This window comes from Desulfosarcina alkanivorans (genome assembly GCF_009688945.1).
Classification (GTDB): Bacteria; Desulfobacterota; Desulfobacteria; order Desulfobacterales; family Desulfosarcinaceae; genus Desulfosarcina; species Desulfosarcina alkanivorans.
In genome coordinates this window covers 1,392,593-1,410,080 of the sequence record NZ_AP021874.1, presented here as the reverse complement: position 1 = coordinate 1,410,080, position 17,488 = coordinate 1,392,593, and the positions used below count along the sequence as shown (strand labels likewise).

The 17,488-nt window shown below is 49.2% G+C and carries 15 protein-coding genes; 11 read left to right on the top strand and 4 right to left on the bottom strand.

Translation table 11 applies throughout. From position 1 onward, the window contains the following. Positions 1-551 precede the first annotated feature (551 nt). Positions 552-683: a hypothetical protein gene (locus tag DSCA_RS32905; protein WP_269434650.1), complete on the bottom strand. Its 132-nt coding sequence runs from the start codon at positions 681-683 to the stop codon at positions 552-554. 227 nt (positions 684-910) lie between these two features. On the opposite strand from DSCA_RS32905, the gene DSCA_RS06220 reads away from it, so the two are divergent. After that, positions 911-1,438: a formylglycine-generating enzyme family protein gene (locus DSCA_RS06220; protein WP_155315603.1), complete on the top strand. Its 528-nt coding sequence runs from the start codon at positions 911-913 to the stop codon at positions 1,436-1,438. 332 nt (positions 1,439-1,770) lie between these two features. On the opposite strand, the gene DSCA_RS06210 is transcribed toward DSCA_RS06220, so the two are convergent. Further along, positions 1,771-2,277, bottom strand: a complete 507-nt coding sequence (locus DSCA_RS06210; protein WP_456236727.1) for an AAA-type ATPase lid domain-containing protein — start codon at positions 2,275-2,277, stop codon at positions 1,771-1,773. A gap of 140 nt (positions 2,278-2,417) precedes the next feature. Between DSCA_RS06210 and DSCA_RS06205 the strand changes: the two genes are divergently transcribed. Further along, positions 2,418-3,821: an IS1380 family transposase gene (locus tag DSCA_RS06205; RefSeq protein WP_155314716.1), complete on the top strand. Its 1,404-nt coding sequence runs from the start codon at positions 2,418-2,420 to the stop codon at positions 3,819-3,821. Between the two features lie 194 nt (positions 3,822-4,015). Here DSCA_RS06205 and DSCA_RS06200 read toward each other — a convergent pair whose 3' ends face one another. Next, entirely contained in the window at positions 4,016-4,558 is a 543-nt protein-coding gene (locus tag DSCA_RS06200; RefSeq protein ID WP_231716394.1) for a sigma-54 factor interaction domain-containing protein, read from the bottom strand. After that, the gene (locus DSCA_RS06195; protein WP_155315600.1) at positions 4,555-4,926 is read right to left on the bottom strand and encodes a response regulator; all 372 of its coding nucleotides are present in this window, start codon (positions 4,924-4,926) and stop codon (positions 4,555-4,557) included. The genes DSCA_RS06200 and DSCA_RS06195 overlap by 4 nt, the downstream gene beginning before the upstream one ends. Before the next feature lie 807 nt (positions 4,927-5,733). Here DSCA_RS06195 and DSCA_RS06190 point away from each other — a divergent pair. From DSCA_RS06190 to DSCA_RS06150, 9 genes are all read left to right on the top strand, one after another. Further along, positions 5,734-7,050 (top strand): sigma 54-interacting transcriptional regulator, encoded by a 1,317-nt coding sequence (locus tag DSCA_RS06190; RefSeq protein WP_167527633.1) that lies wholly within the window; start codon positions 5,734-5,736, stop codon positions 7,048-7,050. 178 nt (positions 7,051-7,228) lie between these two features. After that, entirely contained in the window at positions 7,229-8,821 is a 1,593-nt protein-coding gene (locus DSCA_RS06185; protein WP_155315598.1) for an XrtA system polysaccharide chain length determinant, read from the top strand. 149 nt (positions 8,822-8,970) lie between these two features. Further along, positions 8,971-9,681, top strand: coding sequence for a CpsD/CapB family tyrosine-protein kinase (locus DSCA_RS06180; protein ID WP_231716393.1), 711 nt, complete (start codon positions 8,971-8,973; stop codon positions 9,679-9,681). 103 nt (positions 9,682-9,784) lie between these two features. After that, on the top strand, positions 9,785-11,179 hold the full coding sequence (locus DSCA_RS06175; protein ID WP_155315596.1) for a TIGR03013 family XrtA/PEP-CTERM system glycosyltransferase: 1,395 nt from the start codon (positions 9,785-9,787) through the stop codon (positions 11,177-11,179). A gap of 453 nt (positions 11,180-11,632) precedes the next feature. Then, the gene (locus DSCA_RS06170; protein WP_155315595.1) at positions 11,633-12,661 is read left to right on the top strand and encodes an NAD-dependent epimerase; all 1,029 of its coding nucleotides are present in this window, start codon (positions 11,633-11,635) and stop codon (positions 12,659-12,661) included. Between the two features lie 51 nt (positions 12,662-12,712). Beyond that, positions 12,713-13,075 (top strand): four helix bundle protein, encoded by a 363-nt coding sequence (locus tag DSCA_RS06165; protein WP_155315594.1) that lies wholly within the window; start codon positions 12,713-12,715, stop codon positions 13,073-13,075. Between the two features lie 81 nt (positions 13,076-13,156). Continuing rightward, positions 13,157-13,726, top strand: a complete 570-nt coding sequence (locus DSCA_RS06160) for a polysaccharide biosynthesis/export family protein (protein ID WP_231716392.1) — start codon at positions 13,157-13,159, stop codon at positions 13,724-13,726. Between the two features lie 1,134 nt (positions 13,727-14,860). Further along, entirely contained in the window at positions 14,861-16,129 is a 1,269-nt protein-coding gene (locus DSCA_RS06155; RefSeq protein WP_155315592.1) for an outer membrane beta-barrel protein, read from the top strand. 384 nt (positions 16,130-16,513) lie between these two features. Then, positions 16,514-17,422 (top strand): polysaccharide deacetylase family protein, encoded by a 909-nt coding sequence (locus DSCA_RS06150; RefSeq protein ID WP_155320328.1) that lies wholly within the window; start codon positions 16,514-16,516, stop codon positions 17,420-17,422. The last annotated feature ends 66 nt before the right edge of the window (positions 17,423-17,488 follow it).

Here is a 17,488-nt window from a genome sequence, read left to right as displayed (position 1 = left end):
CTTCATCATTCTGCGGTTCCTTGTTCGATATTGGGCATTCGCCTGTCAAACCGTTCCCGGTGAAGGTCAGGACGGACACGTAGAGACGTATCCGACAGAGCGTTTCATCGGTGTTCAAACCGGCCAGCGGTTGGCGGTACCGCTGACTTCTGAATTCTTTTTGCTTGAGTGACAATCAACCAGGTGCCTGCCTCCCTTTTCAAGGGCAAAACAATGCTTGGTTCTTTTGGGGGCAGGGTCCTTTTCTCCGTGTGCCAAAAAAAAACGCCGCCTTTATTCAGGCGACGTTTTTCGCTGATTGCAGTAAATTAAACCTCGGGCTATGCCCGAGCGACCCGAAGAGGTTCGGGCCGGTCCGGCGAGACGTTCAATCGGTATTTTTATGAACATCGAACGTCGAATGCGGCGATCGCTTCGCTTGGTCGTTTGATAAAAAACAATCTCTCGCAGAGTCGCAGAGCACACAGAGAGAAACAGCAGGATGATTTTATTTTGATGCTAATAGCCTACAGCCCACAGCCTGCCGTCTATCAACCTCCCGCGAAGCCGGGTCATATCTTGCAGGCAGAAGAACAACTTCCAAATCGATCCAGGCAGTCCTGCCGCCCGTTTTCCACACACTCGATGAACTTCTTGTCACATGCGTCGACACAGTCTTTACGATGGTCTTTTTTGTCAGCCATGGCGTTATCCTCCGGTATTTATATGCATTCGTGACCCTTTCGGGTCTCGATGGGGTTGTTGGTGTTCCCGGTGTTGATCAGTTCACCGGATAATTCAATGATAATTATCATTACCCGATGTTCAACAGCTTCGGTGGGGCTGTGAATATGGTATAGATGATACGGCAATGGGTTGAACCTGCAGCCAATCGAGTAAAAAATGAGGCGTGACCATACCATGGAATTGAATGATATCAAATTCAATGGGGGATACGTTCAACCAAGGCGTCGAGGATGAAAAACCGGTCCATGAGGTGATGCTATCAGATTTTTTTATGGCCACTTGCCCGGTGACCCAGGCCCAATGGAAATGTCTGATGGCGGAGAATCCGTCCAATGTTGCCGGGGACGACCATCCGGTGGAACAGGTGACCCTGGCCGATGTGCATGCATTTATTGAAAAAATCAACGCAGCCGCGGACCACGGCGTGCATTTCGACCTGCCCTCGGAAGCGCAGTGGGAATATGCCGCCCGCAGCGGCGGACGGGACGAATTGTATGCCGGCGGAAAGGACCCGGCGGCGGTGGCCTGTTTCGAGGACAACAGCACCGGGGGAACCGCACCGGTGGGCCGCAGGGCACCCAATGGTTTGGGGCTGTACGACATGAGTGGAAACGTGTGGGAGTGGTGCCGGGCTATCTACCATCCCGAAGCCTACCGGCGTCATGGTAGAAAGGACCCGGTATGCACCAGCGGCGGGACAGACCGGGTGTGATTCGCGGGGGCAGCTGGCATCTGGCTGCGTGGAGCGCACGCTGCAGCCGGCGATTTCGTTTCGATCCCGAACTTTACGGCCCGGGTTTGGGATTCAGGGTGGTGATGGGGGTGAAAGGGAAAAGGTTGAATTTTTAATTAAGGAGTCAGAATCCAGAATCCAGGAGCCAGAATAAAAAAAGGATGTCACTGCGCTCCGTCACCTTTAAATCAAGACCTGAGCAGAAGGCGAATCCTTTGTGCTGAATCCTGGCTTCTGACTTCTGAATTCTTTTACGATAAGGTCACTGAAGGAGAAACCCCCGACCCCATGAATCCTCGAATCCTTCACCATCATTTTCCCGGTGGAATAATACCCAGGTCACTGATTTTATAAAGCAGTGTCTTGTAGCTGATTTTCAGTATCTTGGATGCCTTGCTCCGGTTCCAGTCGGTTCGGTCGAGGACGTGCGAAATAATTTCCCGTTCAACCATCTCCACCGCATTCTTTTTTGCCGTTTTCAGTGAAAAGGTCTGGTTGTCCGGTGAGTTTTTACCCTGCAGGTCAAGTATCTTGACCAGCGATGCATTGTGGTTCAGTTCATCCGTTTGACCGTTGTCGGACGGAGCGAGCCGTTCGCTGTTGAACAGCTCGTCCGTGATCTGGTCGCAATCCCCTAACACCAGCATTCGTTTGAGGACGTTTTGAAGCTCACGGACGTTGCCCGGCCAACTGTACTGGCACAGTCGGTCGATCACCTTGGCGCCCGGTTTTTCGAGGTGCCGGTTGTTGAGCATGGACGTGTATTCTTTGATGTAGAACTCAATGAGCGGCGGAATATCCTCGGGCCGGTCCCGCAGCGGTGCCAGATAGATTTTACCTAAAATACGCGATTTTCACAAAAAAAGAGTCCTCTAAAATTGGATAATGTGTTATAATACTTGTTAAAAACCACCATGTTTACAACAAGCGTAAACACACCCAATAGGTAAAGGACTCTATGAGTAAGCATAGCAAAAACTACCGACAAAGTGAACTCAAAATCCAACGCATCGAAACGACGTCCGACCGGTTGACCGGAAGAGCCGGGCTGGCCCTGTTCGTGGCGTATATGCACGGCATTCAGGTTTTTGGCTGGTTCGACCGCTGGTTTGGATCCATCCGCAAGAACCGAAAAGGCCTTGCCATTACAGAACTTTTCAAACAAGTGCTCTGCTTTTTCGCCGATGGGACCAGTCGGCGCCTGGCATATTTCGACCAGATTTCTCGCGATGAGGGCTATGCCGGCAGCATAGAGACGCCAACTGAAGACATGGCCTCTTCTCATCAAATCAAACGTTTTTTCAAAGCATTCGCCTGGACTCGCGTGTTTTTGTTCCGGCGCCTTTTGCAGGCCCTTTTCATCTGGCGTCTGCGGATTACGCAACCCGATGTGATCGAATTGGGTATCGATACGATGGTCATGGACAATGACGATGCAAAATGCCGGCACGGCGTGAAGCCCACCTACAAGAAGAAAAAGGGCTTTCAACCCCTGCAAATGAATTGGGGACGTTTGATTGTCGATGCGGTGTTTCGCAGTGGGGACAAACATTCCAATCATGGCGATACGGTCCTGAATATGATCCGGCACATGGTTCTTAAAATCAGATGCGACTACCGTGGGGATGTGCCGATTATCATCCGCATGGACAGCGGGTTTTTCGACCAGAAAATCTTCGAGCTTTGCGAAAGGCTTCATGTCGGTTATGTCTGCGGCGGCAAAGTGTATAAAGACATCAAGCAAATGGCGGACAACTGGGATGCGTCCAAATGGAAACGGTTCGAATCCGGAAAGAAGAAAGCCTGGAAATACGCCGAGTTCGGTATCCGGCAAGGCAACTGGAAACAATTCCGCCGCGCGATTTTTTGTCGGTTGATGCACGATAACAGCAAACAGCTTTACCTTCCGGGATTTCGGCCTGACACCATCATCGTCACCAACATCGGTCAAGGTCAGGCGATCGACGGTATGCTGGAAAACGCCGGAGCGGTGGAATATCTGACCACCAATGGGCTCGTCGCCTGCTATCATGAACGCGGCAGCGACGAATTGGCCAACCGGGCGTTGAAGGATTTCGGTCACGAACAACTGCCTTTCAAACGATTCGCCCCCAATGCAGCCTGGTATTATATGATGCTGGTCGGTCATTTTCTGCTCGAGTCGTTTAAAGAAGATGTCAGTGCGCCGGTATTATCGATTGGTTCCTATGCCTCCACGGTGCGTAGACGGCTGATCGATATCGCCGGTAAAATCGTTTTCCACAGTGAGCAAACGGTCTTAAAGGTGACTAGGACCTGCCTGGAAAACCTACGCTTGCCGGAGTTGTTTGAACGGTGCCGCAAAGCGCCGGTTATCGAATAACCCGCAGGGAAAATAAAATTTGGAGTAAAACCGGTGGAGAGGTGTGCGCTAAAACAGGCTAAAATGCGCATATGACCACAACAAATTCGGTCAGGATAGCTTGTCTGCAGAAATAGTATCAAATTCTCAGCAGAACCCGATTTCTCTACCATGTTTTACCAGAATACTTCTGTTCAAAACCAAAATCGCCTCGTTTAGGTTTTAATGATATTGAGCCGGTAATAGAGATCTTCCCGAAATTTTCCGTCTTCGATATCCTTTTTAAGATCGTGATTGGTTGCGGCGATCACCCAGGTGTCGGCCCGGACCTCTTTTTCGGACCCCAACGGTGAAAATTCACCACCGCTTTGCAGCACGTGCAGCAATTTTGCCTGGAGGGGAAGGGACATGTCGCCAATTTCATCCAGAAGCAGCACCCCGCTGTGGGCCAGCTGAAACTTGCCTTTTTTCCGTTGCTCCGCACCGGTGAAGGCGCCGCGCTCGTAGCCGAAAAGCTCGCTTTCAAGCAGGCCTTCCGGCAGCGCGGCACAGTTGATCTTGATGAAAGGCTTACCCAGGCGGGGTGATTTCTGGTACAGGTTCTGGGCAACGACCTCCTTGCCCACGCCGCTTTCCCCAAAAACAACCGTGTTCAACCCGGTGTGCGCCACATGCTCAATCAGTTCGCGAACCCGCTCGATGTTTTTGCTTACACCGACAATGGGTGGACCCATTTTTGATTTTGACTTGTCACTCATTGATTCATCAGTTTCTTGACCAGTTGTTCCAGCTCAGGCAGTTTAAACGGCTTCTCCAGCACATAATCGGCATGGGCCTCTTTGGCCAGCGACTCCGGGTGCTCCCCCCAGCCGGTGATGGCAATCACCGGTGTATCCGGAAATCTTTTTTTCACGATGGATATGATGGCCACCCCGCTGATGTTTGGCAGCACCAGATCGGTTATGATCAGGTCGAAATCGGCATCTTCGGCTTCAATATGTTTCAACCCCTCCAGGCCGTTGGCCGCAGAGGTGACGTGGTATTTTTTCTGTGTGAAAAAATTCGTCAACGCAGTAAGGATTTCTTCGGCGTCATCAATGATTAAAAGTTTATAAGGCTTTTTCATTTCAGCCTCTTATGTTTTTCGAAAAGATAGGGAAGGATAATTTCCTAATTGATCCCTGCTATATATGAATGCATGGGAAATGGCAAGTTTTTACCACATTTTCACCCGAGAAAGGCCATTTTTGTTTTTCGTTGTTTCAGAATTGAGGAGGTTGGAGGTTGGAGGTTGGAGGGGCGAGGGGCGAGGGGCGAGGGGCGAGGGGCGAGGGGCGAGGGGCGAGGGGGCAGAATCCAGAATCCAGGAGTTTGAAGTCTGACATCAAAGGCGTAGGAGCGGCTTCCAGCCGCGATTATCCCATTGCATCGCGGATAGGGAAGCGGCTCCAACGAAAAACGACTTTTTTTGATTATCGCTTCCTTTAAAGTCGCTGTTTTTACGAATCCATAAATATTTTTCCCTCAATAATCTCCTCTCCCTGCCGATATCAAGACATCAAGGCGCTTTTCTATTTTTTTCATAAATTTTATTTCAAAAGTGGAAAAAGTTTTCATAATATGTAATACAAGTCCACTTTCTCACGGATCTTTGAAAAACAGATACGTCGAACCGCCTTTTCGGATATTCCTCCCGAAACAATAAAAAATGTTTAAAAACAGCCATATAAAAATTTTAATAACAAAAAAACCATTAATCTCAAAAGGCTGCATTTTTTGGCACTTCATTTGAATGTTAGGCTTTCGAATTTTCTGTCAGAGCGGTTTTTTAAGTTGAAACTGGCTTTCGGCCGGGTAATCTGGATGGTCTTTTTTAACTAACATTAATTTTTTTAAATAAAAGCGAATTATTAAAATGCTGCCAACAACCGCGGTGGTTCTGGATAAAGACCAGACAGGGAGGGACGATATCCGCAATCGTCTTTCACTCTGCGGTGTGTTGCCGATTTGTTTCAGGGATAAATGGGTGTGCCTGGAAAATATTTATCATATCCGCCCATCTTTTGCAGTGTTAAGATCGGATTGTTTCGACATCGCATCGGATTTTGTGAATGTTGCCAAGGCAATCAGAAAAAATATTCCCGTTATCGTTCTTTCAAAAAAAAGAGAAGTGGAAGCTTTCATCCACAACAACTGGCTGGTAAATCTGTTTTTTTTACGCTATCCTGCCGATGACCAATCATTTCAGGATACTATCTCACTGCTGGCTGCCACGAAACAGGCTTGTGACCACCCTGTTTTGGTTGCCGGATCGGCGGAACGCAGAAAAATCATGCGGGAGTTGCCTCTGCTCGGGCAGGCCAAAGATCCGGTGCTTATTCAGGGGGAGCGAGGGGTTGGCAAACGGCTGATGGCCAGAGCGGTCCATCGTTGTTCCGCTGCCAAAGCAGCGCCCATTGATTTTATTGACGCCAGTCAGCTTTCAGGGCAGTGGATTCAAAAAACATGCGCGTGGGGTGACGCCGCCACTCCCGATGCGGCAAGCGGCCGCGTCCGTGTGATCGAAAACATTGAAAATTTGCCATTGCCGCTTCAATCACAATTGTTGTCGGTCATGGAGACGTTCAACGGGAATGGGATTTGCGAAAGGAAGGCCAACGGTTTCGCCCCATTTGTAACGCTTGCCGGAAGCGATCTTGAATCGCTGGCCGAAAAGGGCGCATTCAGAAAAGACCTCTACCATCGGTTGAGTGTGTTGAAAGTGACGGTTCCGGCACTCAGAGGACATTCGGCGGATATACGTGCCTTGGCCGAGTATTTTGCCGCCCGATACGGCATCCGGTTCAATGGCGGTATCTTCCGGCTGCCGGATGAAATCGTGGAATCTTTTACGGGTTACCACTGGCCGGGCAACGTGTCCGAACTTAAACGCACCGTTCAGGATCTGCTGGTTACCGACAAAACCAGTTGGTCCAGTTTGCCGCCCTTTATGGCCAATGCCGGTATGAAAAGAGATGGCAACCCTTTGCACCATTGCCTCATCGATACGGATGAAGTCCACGATTTTTTGGAGAAGAACCGGGGTGTCTCGCTAAAGATGGCTAAAAACCGATATGTCATCCAGGTCGAGAAAAAATTTTTAAAGGCGGCCCTGGCGCAAACCAACGGCAATTGCAAAAAAGCGGCAGGGTTGCTGAATATCAGCTACAAATCGATGCTGAACAAGGTGAAGGAATACCAGTTGGTTTGATGAAGTGGATCGAATAGCCTTAAAATTAAACAGGTAACACCCCGACTATTAACGAACCAATTTTTAATTTTGAATGATGAATTTTGAATTAATGTATTCTGTCTATCTCAAAACGATAAAATGCCTTAATTCATAATTAAAAATTTAGAATTCAAAATTGTTTTTCAAGGAAAAACATATGGCCTCCCAACCCATACCCATGGATCCCAAATATATCATCGACCTGGTCATCAAACGCCGCTGGATCGTTATGATTCCGTTTGCGCTGGCCATGGTTGCGGGTATCTATCTGTCAATAACGCTTCCTAAAATTTTTGAAGCCAGCACGCTGATTTTGATTCAACCCCAGCGGGTTCCGCAAAATTATGTGCAGTCCATTGTGGAATCGGACCCCAGTGAACGGATCAGCACCTTGTCCCAGCAGGTGTTGAGCCGGACCAACCTTGAAAACATCATCACTGAATTCAAGCTGTTTACAGATCCGGACAGCAGCTCCATGTACATGGAGGACAAGGTCAACAACCTTCGAAAAAGAATATCGGTCAATGTCTCCAGCGACAGGCGACGCGGAACGGACTCCTTTTCGCTGACCTTCCAGGGTAAAAGCCCGCAAACGGTAATGAAAGTGACCAATGCGCTTGCCTCTTATTTCATCGATGAGAATCTGAGGGTGCGGGAAGCCCAGGCGGTCGGTACGAGTGATTTTCTGGATGCGGAACTCCAGAGCATGAAACACCGTCTGGAAGAAGTTGAAGCCCAGTTGAAGCGTTACCGCGAATCTTATATGGGCGAACTGCCTGAACAGTTGGATTCGAACCTCAGAATCCTTGACCGCTTGCAGGAACACCTGGGTGAGAGCCAGCAAAACCTCAGTGAAGCCAAGATCCGGCTGGTCACGTTGCAGAACGAAGCGGCGACGTCGAGGGATCAATCCACTACGGTTATCATCGGTCAGGACAGCCAGCAGGAGACCAATGATGTGGACCAGATGAGAGCCCAGCTGGAAAGCCTTCTCAGCCGGTATACCGCGCGGCACCCGGATGTGGTGCGGTTGAAGGCGCGGATCGCTGAGATGGAAAAACAGGCTCAAGCGGATGCGCAGAGCGAACCCGGTGATGTCCCCACAATTGATTCTGAAAGGCGTCAACCGGTGTCGCTTTCGCCTGAATATCGCACCCAGTACGCAGAAATCACCCAGGAAATGAGGCGGCTCCAGGCAGATGTGGAAGATACGAAACGCCAAATCAGCACCTATCAGAAGCGGGTAGAAAACACCCCGAAAAGGGAACAGGAACTGCTTTCCCTGAGAAGGGACTATCAGAACATCCAGACCACCTATGATTCATTGCTTGCCCGAAAACTGGAGGCAGAGATTGCGGTAAACATGGAACGCAAACAAAAAGGCGAACAATTCAGAATCCTGGACCCGGCCAAAATGCCGCAAAAACCGGTTAAACCGGATATGCAGAAACTGTTCATCATGGTTGTCGGTGCGGGACTGGCCATTGGCGGCGGCATCATTTTTCTCCTGGAATATATGGACAGCTCTTTCAAGCGCCCGGAGGACATCGAAGAGGATTTGGAATTGCCGGTGCTGTGTACGGTTCCCCAGATTATCAGCCGAAAATCCCGCATCCTCAGGCGGTTTGAATACGCCTCCTGTACCGCTTTCGGATTCATGTCGTTCATCCTTTTTGCCGGCTTTGCAGCCCTGACCCAAAAAGGGGTGGAGCCGACGCTTGAACTGGTTAGAAAACTTGTAAATGGTTAGGACTTTTTATGGGAAAAATTCACGACGCCCTTGAAAAATCAGGACGTTCAAAGGGCCTGAAAGTTGCGCCTGCCGTCCGATCAACACCTGTCGACGATCAGGCTGGCGGCAATTCAATAAAGGTCATAACACCCGCGACCGTTGCCGGGATGGAACCGAATGCTGCCGGACGGATCGATCCGCACCTGGTGACCTACCATGACCCGTCCAGTGTCGAGGCCGAAATCTTTAAAATTTTACGAACCAACATCCTTTTTCCCAAGACCGGAGAACCGCCCCGGTCCATCATGGTGACCAGCGCAATCCCGGGAGACGGCAAGTCCTTTGTGGCTGCCAATCTTGCCATCAGCATTGCCCAGGGGATCGAAGAACATGTGCTTCTGATGGACTGCGATATGAGACGGCCGAGCATTCATTCGCGTTTCGGGTTCAGCCTGGGAGTGGCGGGCCTGAGCGACTATCTGGCCCATAACAAGCCATTGGAATCCCTGCTCAAGAAAACGGTGGTCGACAAACTGACCATCCTGCCGGGCGGGCCGACGCCGCAGAATCCATCGGAACTGTTGTCCAGCCAGGCCATGAAGGAGCTGCTCAAAGAGGCTAAAAACCGATACAGCGACCGCTACATTATCGTCGATTCACCGCCGCCCCAGTTGACGGCGGAAACCACTGCATTGGCCAAATACATCGACGGAATTATTCTGGTCGTCAGATACGGAGTGACACCAAAAGATACAATCAAGGACCTGTTGGAGCAACTGGGCCGGGAGAAGGTGCTCGGCGTGGTCATGAATGGCTACCGGATACCGACCACGGAACGGTATGGGTACGGGAAGTATAAGAAGTATAAAAAATATTAGAAAAATCAATTTTGAATGTTGAATGATTAATTATTAATCAAGGTTTTTGTGCCGATTATAATTCAACATTAAAAACTAAAAATTCAAAATTAGTTTTCCACTTATGCTCCGACTTTTCAAACAATACTATCCGGTTCGAAACGCACTCTTTGTCGTCGGCGAGGGGCTGTTCATATTCTTATCGGTCATCATTGCCAGCTGGCTGCTCATCGGCAATGAATTTATTGTTAACAGCCAGGCGCTGGTATTGAAGACACTCCTGATCGCTTCAGTCTGTCAGCTATGCCTTTATTATAATGACCTTTATGATCTGAACGTGACGAATTCCTATCAGGAACTGTTAATCCGTCTGCTTCAGGCCCTGGGAGCCTCGGCGATATTCCTTGCTCTGGTGTATTTTTTATTCCCTGTGTGCATTATCGGCAGGGGAATATTCATCGTCAGCATCTGTTTTGTCGTGGGCTTCATCGTGATCTGGCGGATAGCTTACACCCATGTCCTTAACCATGGACTCTTCGACAAGAAGATCGTCCTGCTGGGATCCGGTGACCTGGCCAAGAACATCGCCAAAGAGATACTCGACAAAAAGGATTGCGGTTATCGGGTGGCGGCTGTCGTTAACGGAAAAGAGTACGATGGCGAGTGTCTGGTCCAGACGCCGGTCAATATCTGCAGAAATGATTATAGCGATCTGTGTAAAAACGCGAAGGCATTGAATATCGACAAAATCGTCGTCGCCATCGAGGAGCGGCGGCAGGGTTTTCCCATCCGGCAACTGCTGCAGTGCCGTGTTGACGGTATCGAGGTCATAGAGGGTACCAGCTTTTACGAGATGCTTACCGGCAAATTGATTGTCGAGAAAATCAACCCCAGCTGGCTTATCTTCTCGGAAGGATTCAGAAAATCCTGGCTGCGGAAAGTATTAAAAAGAACCGGCGATTTGATTCTGTCCTTCATCATGCTGATTCTGCTGGCACCTGTGCTGATTGCAGTGGCCATCCTGATCAAGCTGGATTCGAAGGGGCCGGTGTTCTTTTCCCAGGAACGCGTGGGCGAGGACCGTAAACCATACATGGTCCACAAGTTCCGATCCATGGTCCAGGATGCGGAAAAGAAAAGCGGACCGGTCTGGGCCCAGTCCAACGACAGCCGGGTAACGCGGATTGGTAAGTTCATCCGCAAGTGGCGAATCGATGAGTTCCCCCAGCTGTTCAATGTAATTAAAGGCGAAATGAGTTTTGTCGGTCCGCGGCCTGAACGGGAGTTTTTCGTCAAGGAACTGGAAGAGGCGATTCCCTACTATGCGGAGCGATTCTCGGTCAAGCCCGGTGTCACCGGATGGGCTCAGGTCAGCTACCCCTACGGCGCCTCAGTCGAAGACGCCAAGGAGAAGCTGAATTACGACCTGTTTTACATCAAGAACATGTCCATCCTGATGGACATGATGGTGATTATGCGTACGGTGAAGACGGTGTTGTTCGGAGAAGGGGCAAGGTAGGGCAATTTTGAATTGATAATTTTAAATTTTGAATTAATAAGAAAGTAATCAGACACTGTTTTTGATCCGCAACTCACAATTAAAAATTGTGCATTAAAAACTATTAGATTAGACTCCGGTTTTTGTCTCTCGGTTATATAAAAAAACATATTAACAAGTGGTTAACAAGATTTCGGTCTTGTATGCCACCAGGCGGAGCTATGTGGATCGGCCGATGGCCGATCCAATTTTGAATTGATGATTTTGCATTTTGAATGAAGGTAGCGAAAAGCAATTTTGAATTGAAGATTTTGCATTTTGAATGATGGATTGTAAATGTTCACTGTCGCTTAGCTTTTTTCGACTATTAAACGGCCATCATCCACAATTCAAAATTCAAAACTAAAAATTCAAAATTATCATAACCATTTCTTATCATCAGCCAATTCAACTATTTAAACTGAAGGTTTCCCCATGCAATTCAATTACCAGTGCGCATTAATCACCGGCGCCGCCGGTTTCATCGGCTTCCACCTTTCAAAAAGACTTCTCGATGCCGGGCACCATGTTCTCGGGGTAGACAATCTCAACGATTACTATGATCCGCAGCTCAAGCAGGAGCGGCTGAACATACTGAAAGCCTACCCCCTGTTCAGCTTTTATAAAACCGATCTGGCGGACAGAGAGGGGCTGGAACAGATTTTCAAGGAAAACCGTGTGGATGTGGTTGTCAACCTGGCAGCTCAGGCGGGGGTGCGGTACTCACTGACCAATCCGCAGGCCTATGTCGAATCGAACCTGGTCGGATTCGTCAATATTCTGGAATGCTGCCGGTATCATGACGTCAAGCATCTCGTATTTGCCTCCTCCAGTTCGGTTTACGGGGCCAACACCAACATGCCCTTTTCCGTTCACCACAACGTGGACCACCCGGTGTCCCTGTATGCGGCGTCAAAAAAGTCCAATGAGCTGATGGCCCACACTTACAGCCATCTGTTCGACCTGCCCTGTACCGGGCTGCGGTTTTTCACGGTTTACGGCCCCTGGGGGCGACCGGATATGGCCCTGTTCCTCTTCACCAGGGCCATTCTCGAAGGCAAACCCATCGATGTGTTCAATCATGGAAAAATGAAGCGAGACTTCACCTACATCGACGATATCGTCGAAGGGGTGGTTCGGGTCATGGAAAATATTCCTGATCCCAACCCGAAGTGGACCGGCGACGCTCCGGATCCGGGAACATCATACGCCAAGTACAAGATCTACAACATCGGGAACAACAACCCGGTTGAACTGATGGATTTCATCCAGGCCATCGAAACGGCACTGGGCAAAGAGGCGGTAAAAAATTTCATGGACCTTCAGCCCGGAGATGTTCCCGCCACCTATGCGGATGTCGACGACCTGATCCATGATGTGGGGTTTAAGCCGGAGACGTCCGTGCCGGATGGGATCGGGAAGTTTGTGGAATGGTACCAAGATTACTATCGTAATCAATTTTGAATTGATAATTTTGAATTTTGAATTGAGGGTCGAGCCTGATTCAAGCATCCAATGAATGAAAAACCGAATATAATCAAGGATAAATCATATCTCTTTGCTATCCAGATTGTTCATTTGTACAAGGAGTTGCTAAAACAAAACGAATTCGTTCTTTCAAAACAGATCGTGCGTTCCGGAACCAGTATCGGGGCCAATGTGGAAGAGGCCCTTGCTGCCCAGAGTCGCAAGGATTTCATATCCAAGATGTCCATCGCATCGAAAGAGGCACGGGAAACGAACTATTGGCTAAGACTCTTAAGGGATACAAAATTAGGAAATGTTAGCTGTATTTTGGAACGTCTCAATGAATCTGAGGAAATAATTCGCATCATCACATCCATTGTAAAAACATCAAAAGGCCGAGGTGCCGGTTAAGTATTCTTTCACTATTAGACGGCCAGCATCCGCAATTCAAAATTCAAAACTAAAAATTCAAAATTAATGTTGGAGATTAATATGCGCAAAATGCTAAGATTAACATTCGTGATTGCCATATTTATACTCACGCTCCCCCAACTCTGCTTCTCCCAATCGCCACCCCAATCTTATCTCATCGGCAACGGGGACATCCTCGAGATCGTCACCTGGAAAGAACCTGATTTTTCCAGGGAGGAGATCATCGTCAGGCTGGACGGGAACATATCCTTTCCCCTGTTGGATGATGTCATGGCCGCCGGGAAAACACCCACCCAGTTAAAGCTGGACATTCAGGCCGGGTTGAAGGAGTTCGTTGCCGAACCGCATGTGACGGTTACCGTTCGCAGTGCGGCAAGCAAACGGTTTTATATTCTCGGCGAGGTGGTCAATACGGGAGAATACCCGCTCACGAAGAACCTGACCGTTCTCCAGGCCTTCACGCTTGCCGGAGGGTTTACCGAATGGGCATCAAAGAAAGAGATCATCCTTTTTCGCCGCAATCAGGGCAAGGAAACCGTCATTCGGATTGACTACAAGGATATCGTCAAAGGCAAGGATTTCAGCCAGAATGTAGAAATCAAGGCCGACGATACCATTGTTGTGCCGTAGAAGCAGGAAGGCAGGCGGAAGACAAAAAATGTCTCTCGCAGAGTCGCAGAGATCACAGAGAGACCAAGTTTTTAAGTGGGCTGCGCCCAGGAACAGAAAAAAAGATCCAATTCTATTTTGTTTGATTTTCCTCTCAGAAATCAAATCCAACTCCGCGCCTCTGCGCTCTCTAACGAAGTGGGCGAGATAAAAAAATGTCTCTCGCAGAGTCGCAGAGATCACAGAGAGACCAAGTTTTTAAGTGGGCTGCGCCCAGGAACAGAAAAAAAGATCCAATTCTATTTTGTTTGATTTTCCTCTCAGAAATCAAATCCAACTCCGCGCCTCTGCGCTCTCTAACGAAGTGGGCGAGATAAAAAAATGTCTCTCGCAGAGTCGCAGAGATCACAGAGAGACCGAGTTTTTAAGTGGGCTGCGCCCAGGAACAGAAAAAAAGATCCAATTTTATTTTGTTTGATTTTCCTCTCAGAAATCAAATCCAACTCCGCGCCTCTGCGCTCTCTAATGAAGTGGGCGAGATAAAAAAATGTCTCTCGCAGAGTCGCAGAGATCACAGAGAGACCAAGTTTTTAAGTGGGCTGCGCCCAGGAACAGAAAAAAAGATCCAATTCTATTTTGTTTGATTTCCCTCTCAGAAATCAAATCCAACTCCGCGCCTCTGCGCTCTCTAACGAAGTGGGCGAGATAAAAAAATGTCTCTCGCAGAGTCGCAGAGATCACAGAGAAACCGAGTTTTTAATTGGGCTGCGCCCAGGAACAGAAAAAAAGATCCAATTCTATTTTGTTTGATTTCCCTCTCAGAAATCAAATCCAACTCCGCGCCTCTGCGCTCTCTAACGAAGTGGGCGAGATAAAAAAATGTCTCTCGCAGAGTCGCAGAGATCACAGAGAAACCGAGTTTTTAATTGGGCTGCGCCCAGGAACAGAAAAAAAGATCCAATTCTATTTTGTTTGATTTCCCTCTCAGAAATCAAATCCAACTCCGCGCCTCTGCGCTCTCTAACGAAGTGGGCGAGATAAAAAACCTAAAATCGGCACGACATCATTTCATCCTAAACAGCTTCAGCCTAAAAACCTAAATTATAAATTGTAGGTTAAACAACACACAACAATCAATGCAAAGGAAAAGCTGCGATGAAAAAGACATCCGGAATTGTGTTGGCAGTGGCCTTGTCGCTTTGCTCAACGACCTATCTGCATGCAGCGATGGAAATCACGCCGCGGTTGAGCGCCGGCGTCGAATACACCGATAACGTGCGGCTCGTTTCAGATGATTTCGCAGATACGGAATCCGACACCATCACTACGATTACGCCAGGTATTACCATCGATCTTTCCGGCAGAACGGCGGGCTTGGCCCTGAGCTATGATGCTTCCCATGTCGATTACTACGACGATTCGTATGATGCATACTGGAGCCATGCCGCGACGGCGGACGGGTGGTGGCAGTCCGGCCGCAATACGCGGTTGTCCCTGACCCATGCCTTTCTGTACACCGAAGATCCGATCGATAACGATGATTTGACCATCCGGCGCAGCCGCAATCCCTACACGCGCAATTCCACCAGCGCCAGGATCGACCATCAGTTCGGTGCGGACAATACCCTGTACGCGGAGGGGCTGTACAGCTCTTTGGAAAACGATGACCCGACCATTGAAGACAGTCAGTATTATGGCGGCGGTGCCGGTGCGACATACTGGTTCAATGTACGATGGGGGCTGGATGCCGGGGCGGACTACTATCAAGGCCGCTACGATGATGGGGTGGACGACTACTCTGAAATTGTCGGCCGCCTCCGGGGAAACCACCGTTTTAATCCTCGCCTGACCGGTTATTTGGCCTATGAGCAGACCCTGCACCGGGCTGATGAGGACAGCGAGGTGGATTACGACGTATACGACGGCGCTGTGGGCATCGATTACGCGATCGGCCCGACCATGGATCTGAGTGCGGGGCTTCATTATGTTTATCTGGACGTGGATGATGGGGACAGCGAGTCGGTGACGCCGGTCAACATCAGTCTCACGAAACGGTTCCAGCGCGGGTCCATCAGCTTTACCGGTGAAGGGGGATACAACTATACCTCCGTAACAGCTGAAAATCTGGGTGTCTACGAGTACTATGAAGCCGGACTTTCCGCGGATTATGCCTTCACGCAGCGGCTGACAGGAGATGTGGAAGGCGTTTACGGCAATCGTGATTACCTCAGCACGACGCCCAGTAGAAGCGAGGATGTCCTCCGGGCCGGTTGCGGTCTGTCGTTTCAACTGCTGCGCTGGCTGAGTATGAGGGCCGGATACACCTACCGGATGGTCGATTCGTCTATTGATGTGGACGATTATGTGGAAAATCGGGCATCGCTGATGTTTACGCTTGCCCCGCCTCAGCCGTATCGGTTTTAGGTGGTAGGTGGAAGGTAGTAAGTGTTAGGTGAAACATCAGAACGTATTGCTATCATCTCTTTTCTTGTTACTTATACAACCCTATACCTTATTGCTGTGGTTTAAAGATAGTTGTTGCGTAAGGATCGTGGCTGAAAACCAATCAACCAATAGAACCAATTTAACCAACAAACAACATCAAGTCTCTGCGGTGCAAAATCATTAGACGTTGTTTATGAATTCCGGATTCCCATATTGACTGCCAAATCCCAAAAATGTTTCCTTCTCACCGTCGACGTGGAAGACTGGTTCCAGGTGGAAAACTTCAAGACGTCGATTCCGTTCGATACCTGGAATGAACGGGAACTGAGGGTGGAAAGAAACACCCATCGGCTGCTGGATCTGTTGGACGAGGGTAAAGAGGGTTCAAGGATTCAAGGATCCAGGGATTCAAGGGTAACCAATATTTGGACCAAGAATTCAGGAGTCAGGAGTCAGGAGTCAGAATCCGAAAAATGGGAAACTGGCGCAGACAACGTTTTTAACGAATCAAAACAACAAACCAATTCACCCCATGAACCCTCGGTCCATGCCACTTTTTTTGTTCTTGGATGGATTGCCAAAAAGCTTCCCGGCCTGATCCGTGAGATCCATTCGCGTGGGCACGAAGTCGCCTCCCATGGTAACAACCATCACCTGTGCACCGCTGAGAGCGCCGAATCGCTGAAAAAAGATCTCACCGATAGCAAGGAACGTCTCGAAGATATCATCGGCGGCCCGGTTCAGGGCTACCGGGCCCCCAGTTTCTCGATCAACAACGACATCCTCAAGGTCATCGAAGACGCCGGCTACCTGTACGATGCCAGCTACAACTCCTTCGATAAACACGGCCGGTACGGCAAACTTTCCACCTGCGGGTACCGTAAAGCAGGCATCGCTTTCCGGATATCGGATGGTTTCTACGAAATCCCAGTCAGCAACCTTTGCCTAAAGCCTATAGCCCATAGCCTACAGCCTGTCGTTTTCCCCTTCGGCGGCGGCGGCTATTTCAGGTTGATCCCTTATTTGGTTTTCAGAAAAGGAATTCAGCGCATCTTAAAAATGGATGGCACCTACAGTTTCTACCTCCACCCGTGGGAAATCGACCCCGGGCAGCCACGGGTCGAGAACGCCCCGACGTTGTTGAAATTCCGCCATTATGTCAACCTGGCATCCACGGCAAGTAAGATCGAGCGCATGCTAAGCGATTTCAGGGATTGCCGGTTTGTGACGTGTGGGGAGTATGTGGAGGCGATAGCAATTGAAAGGCTGTAGCAAAAGAGAGACTGTAGGCTATAGGATTAAGGCTGAAGGGATTTAGGCTGTAGGAGGGGTATTGAG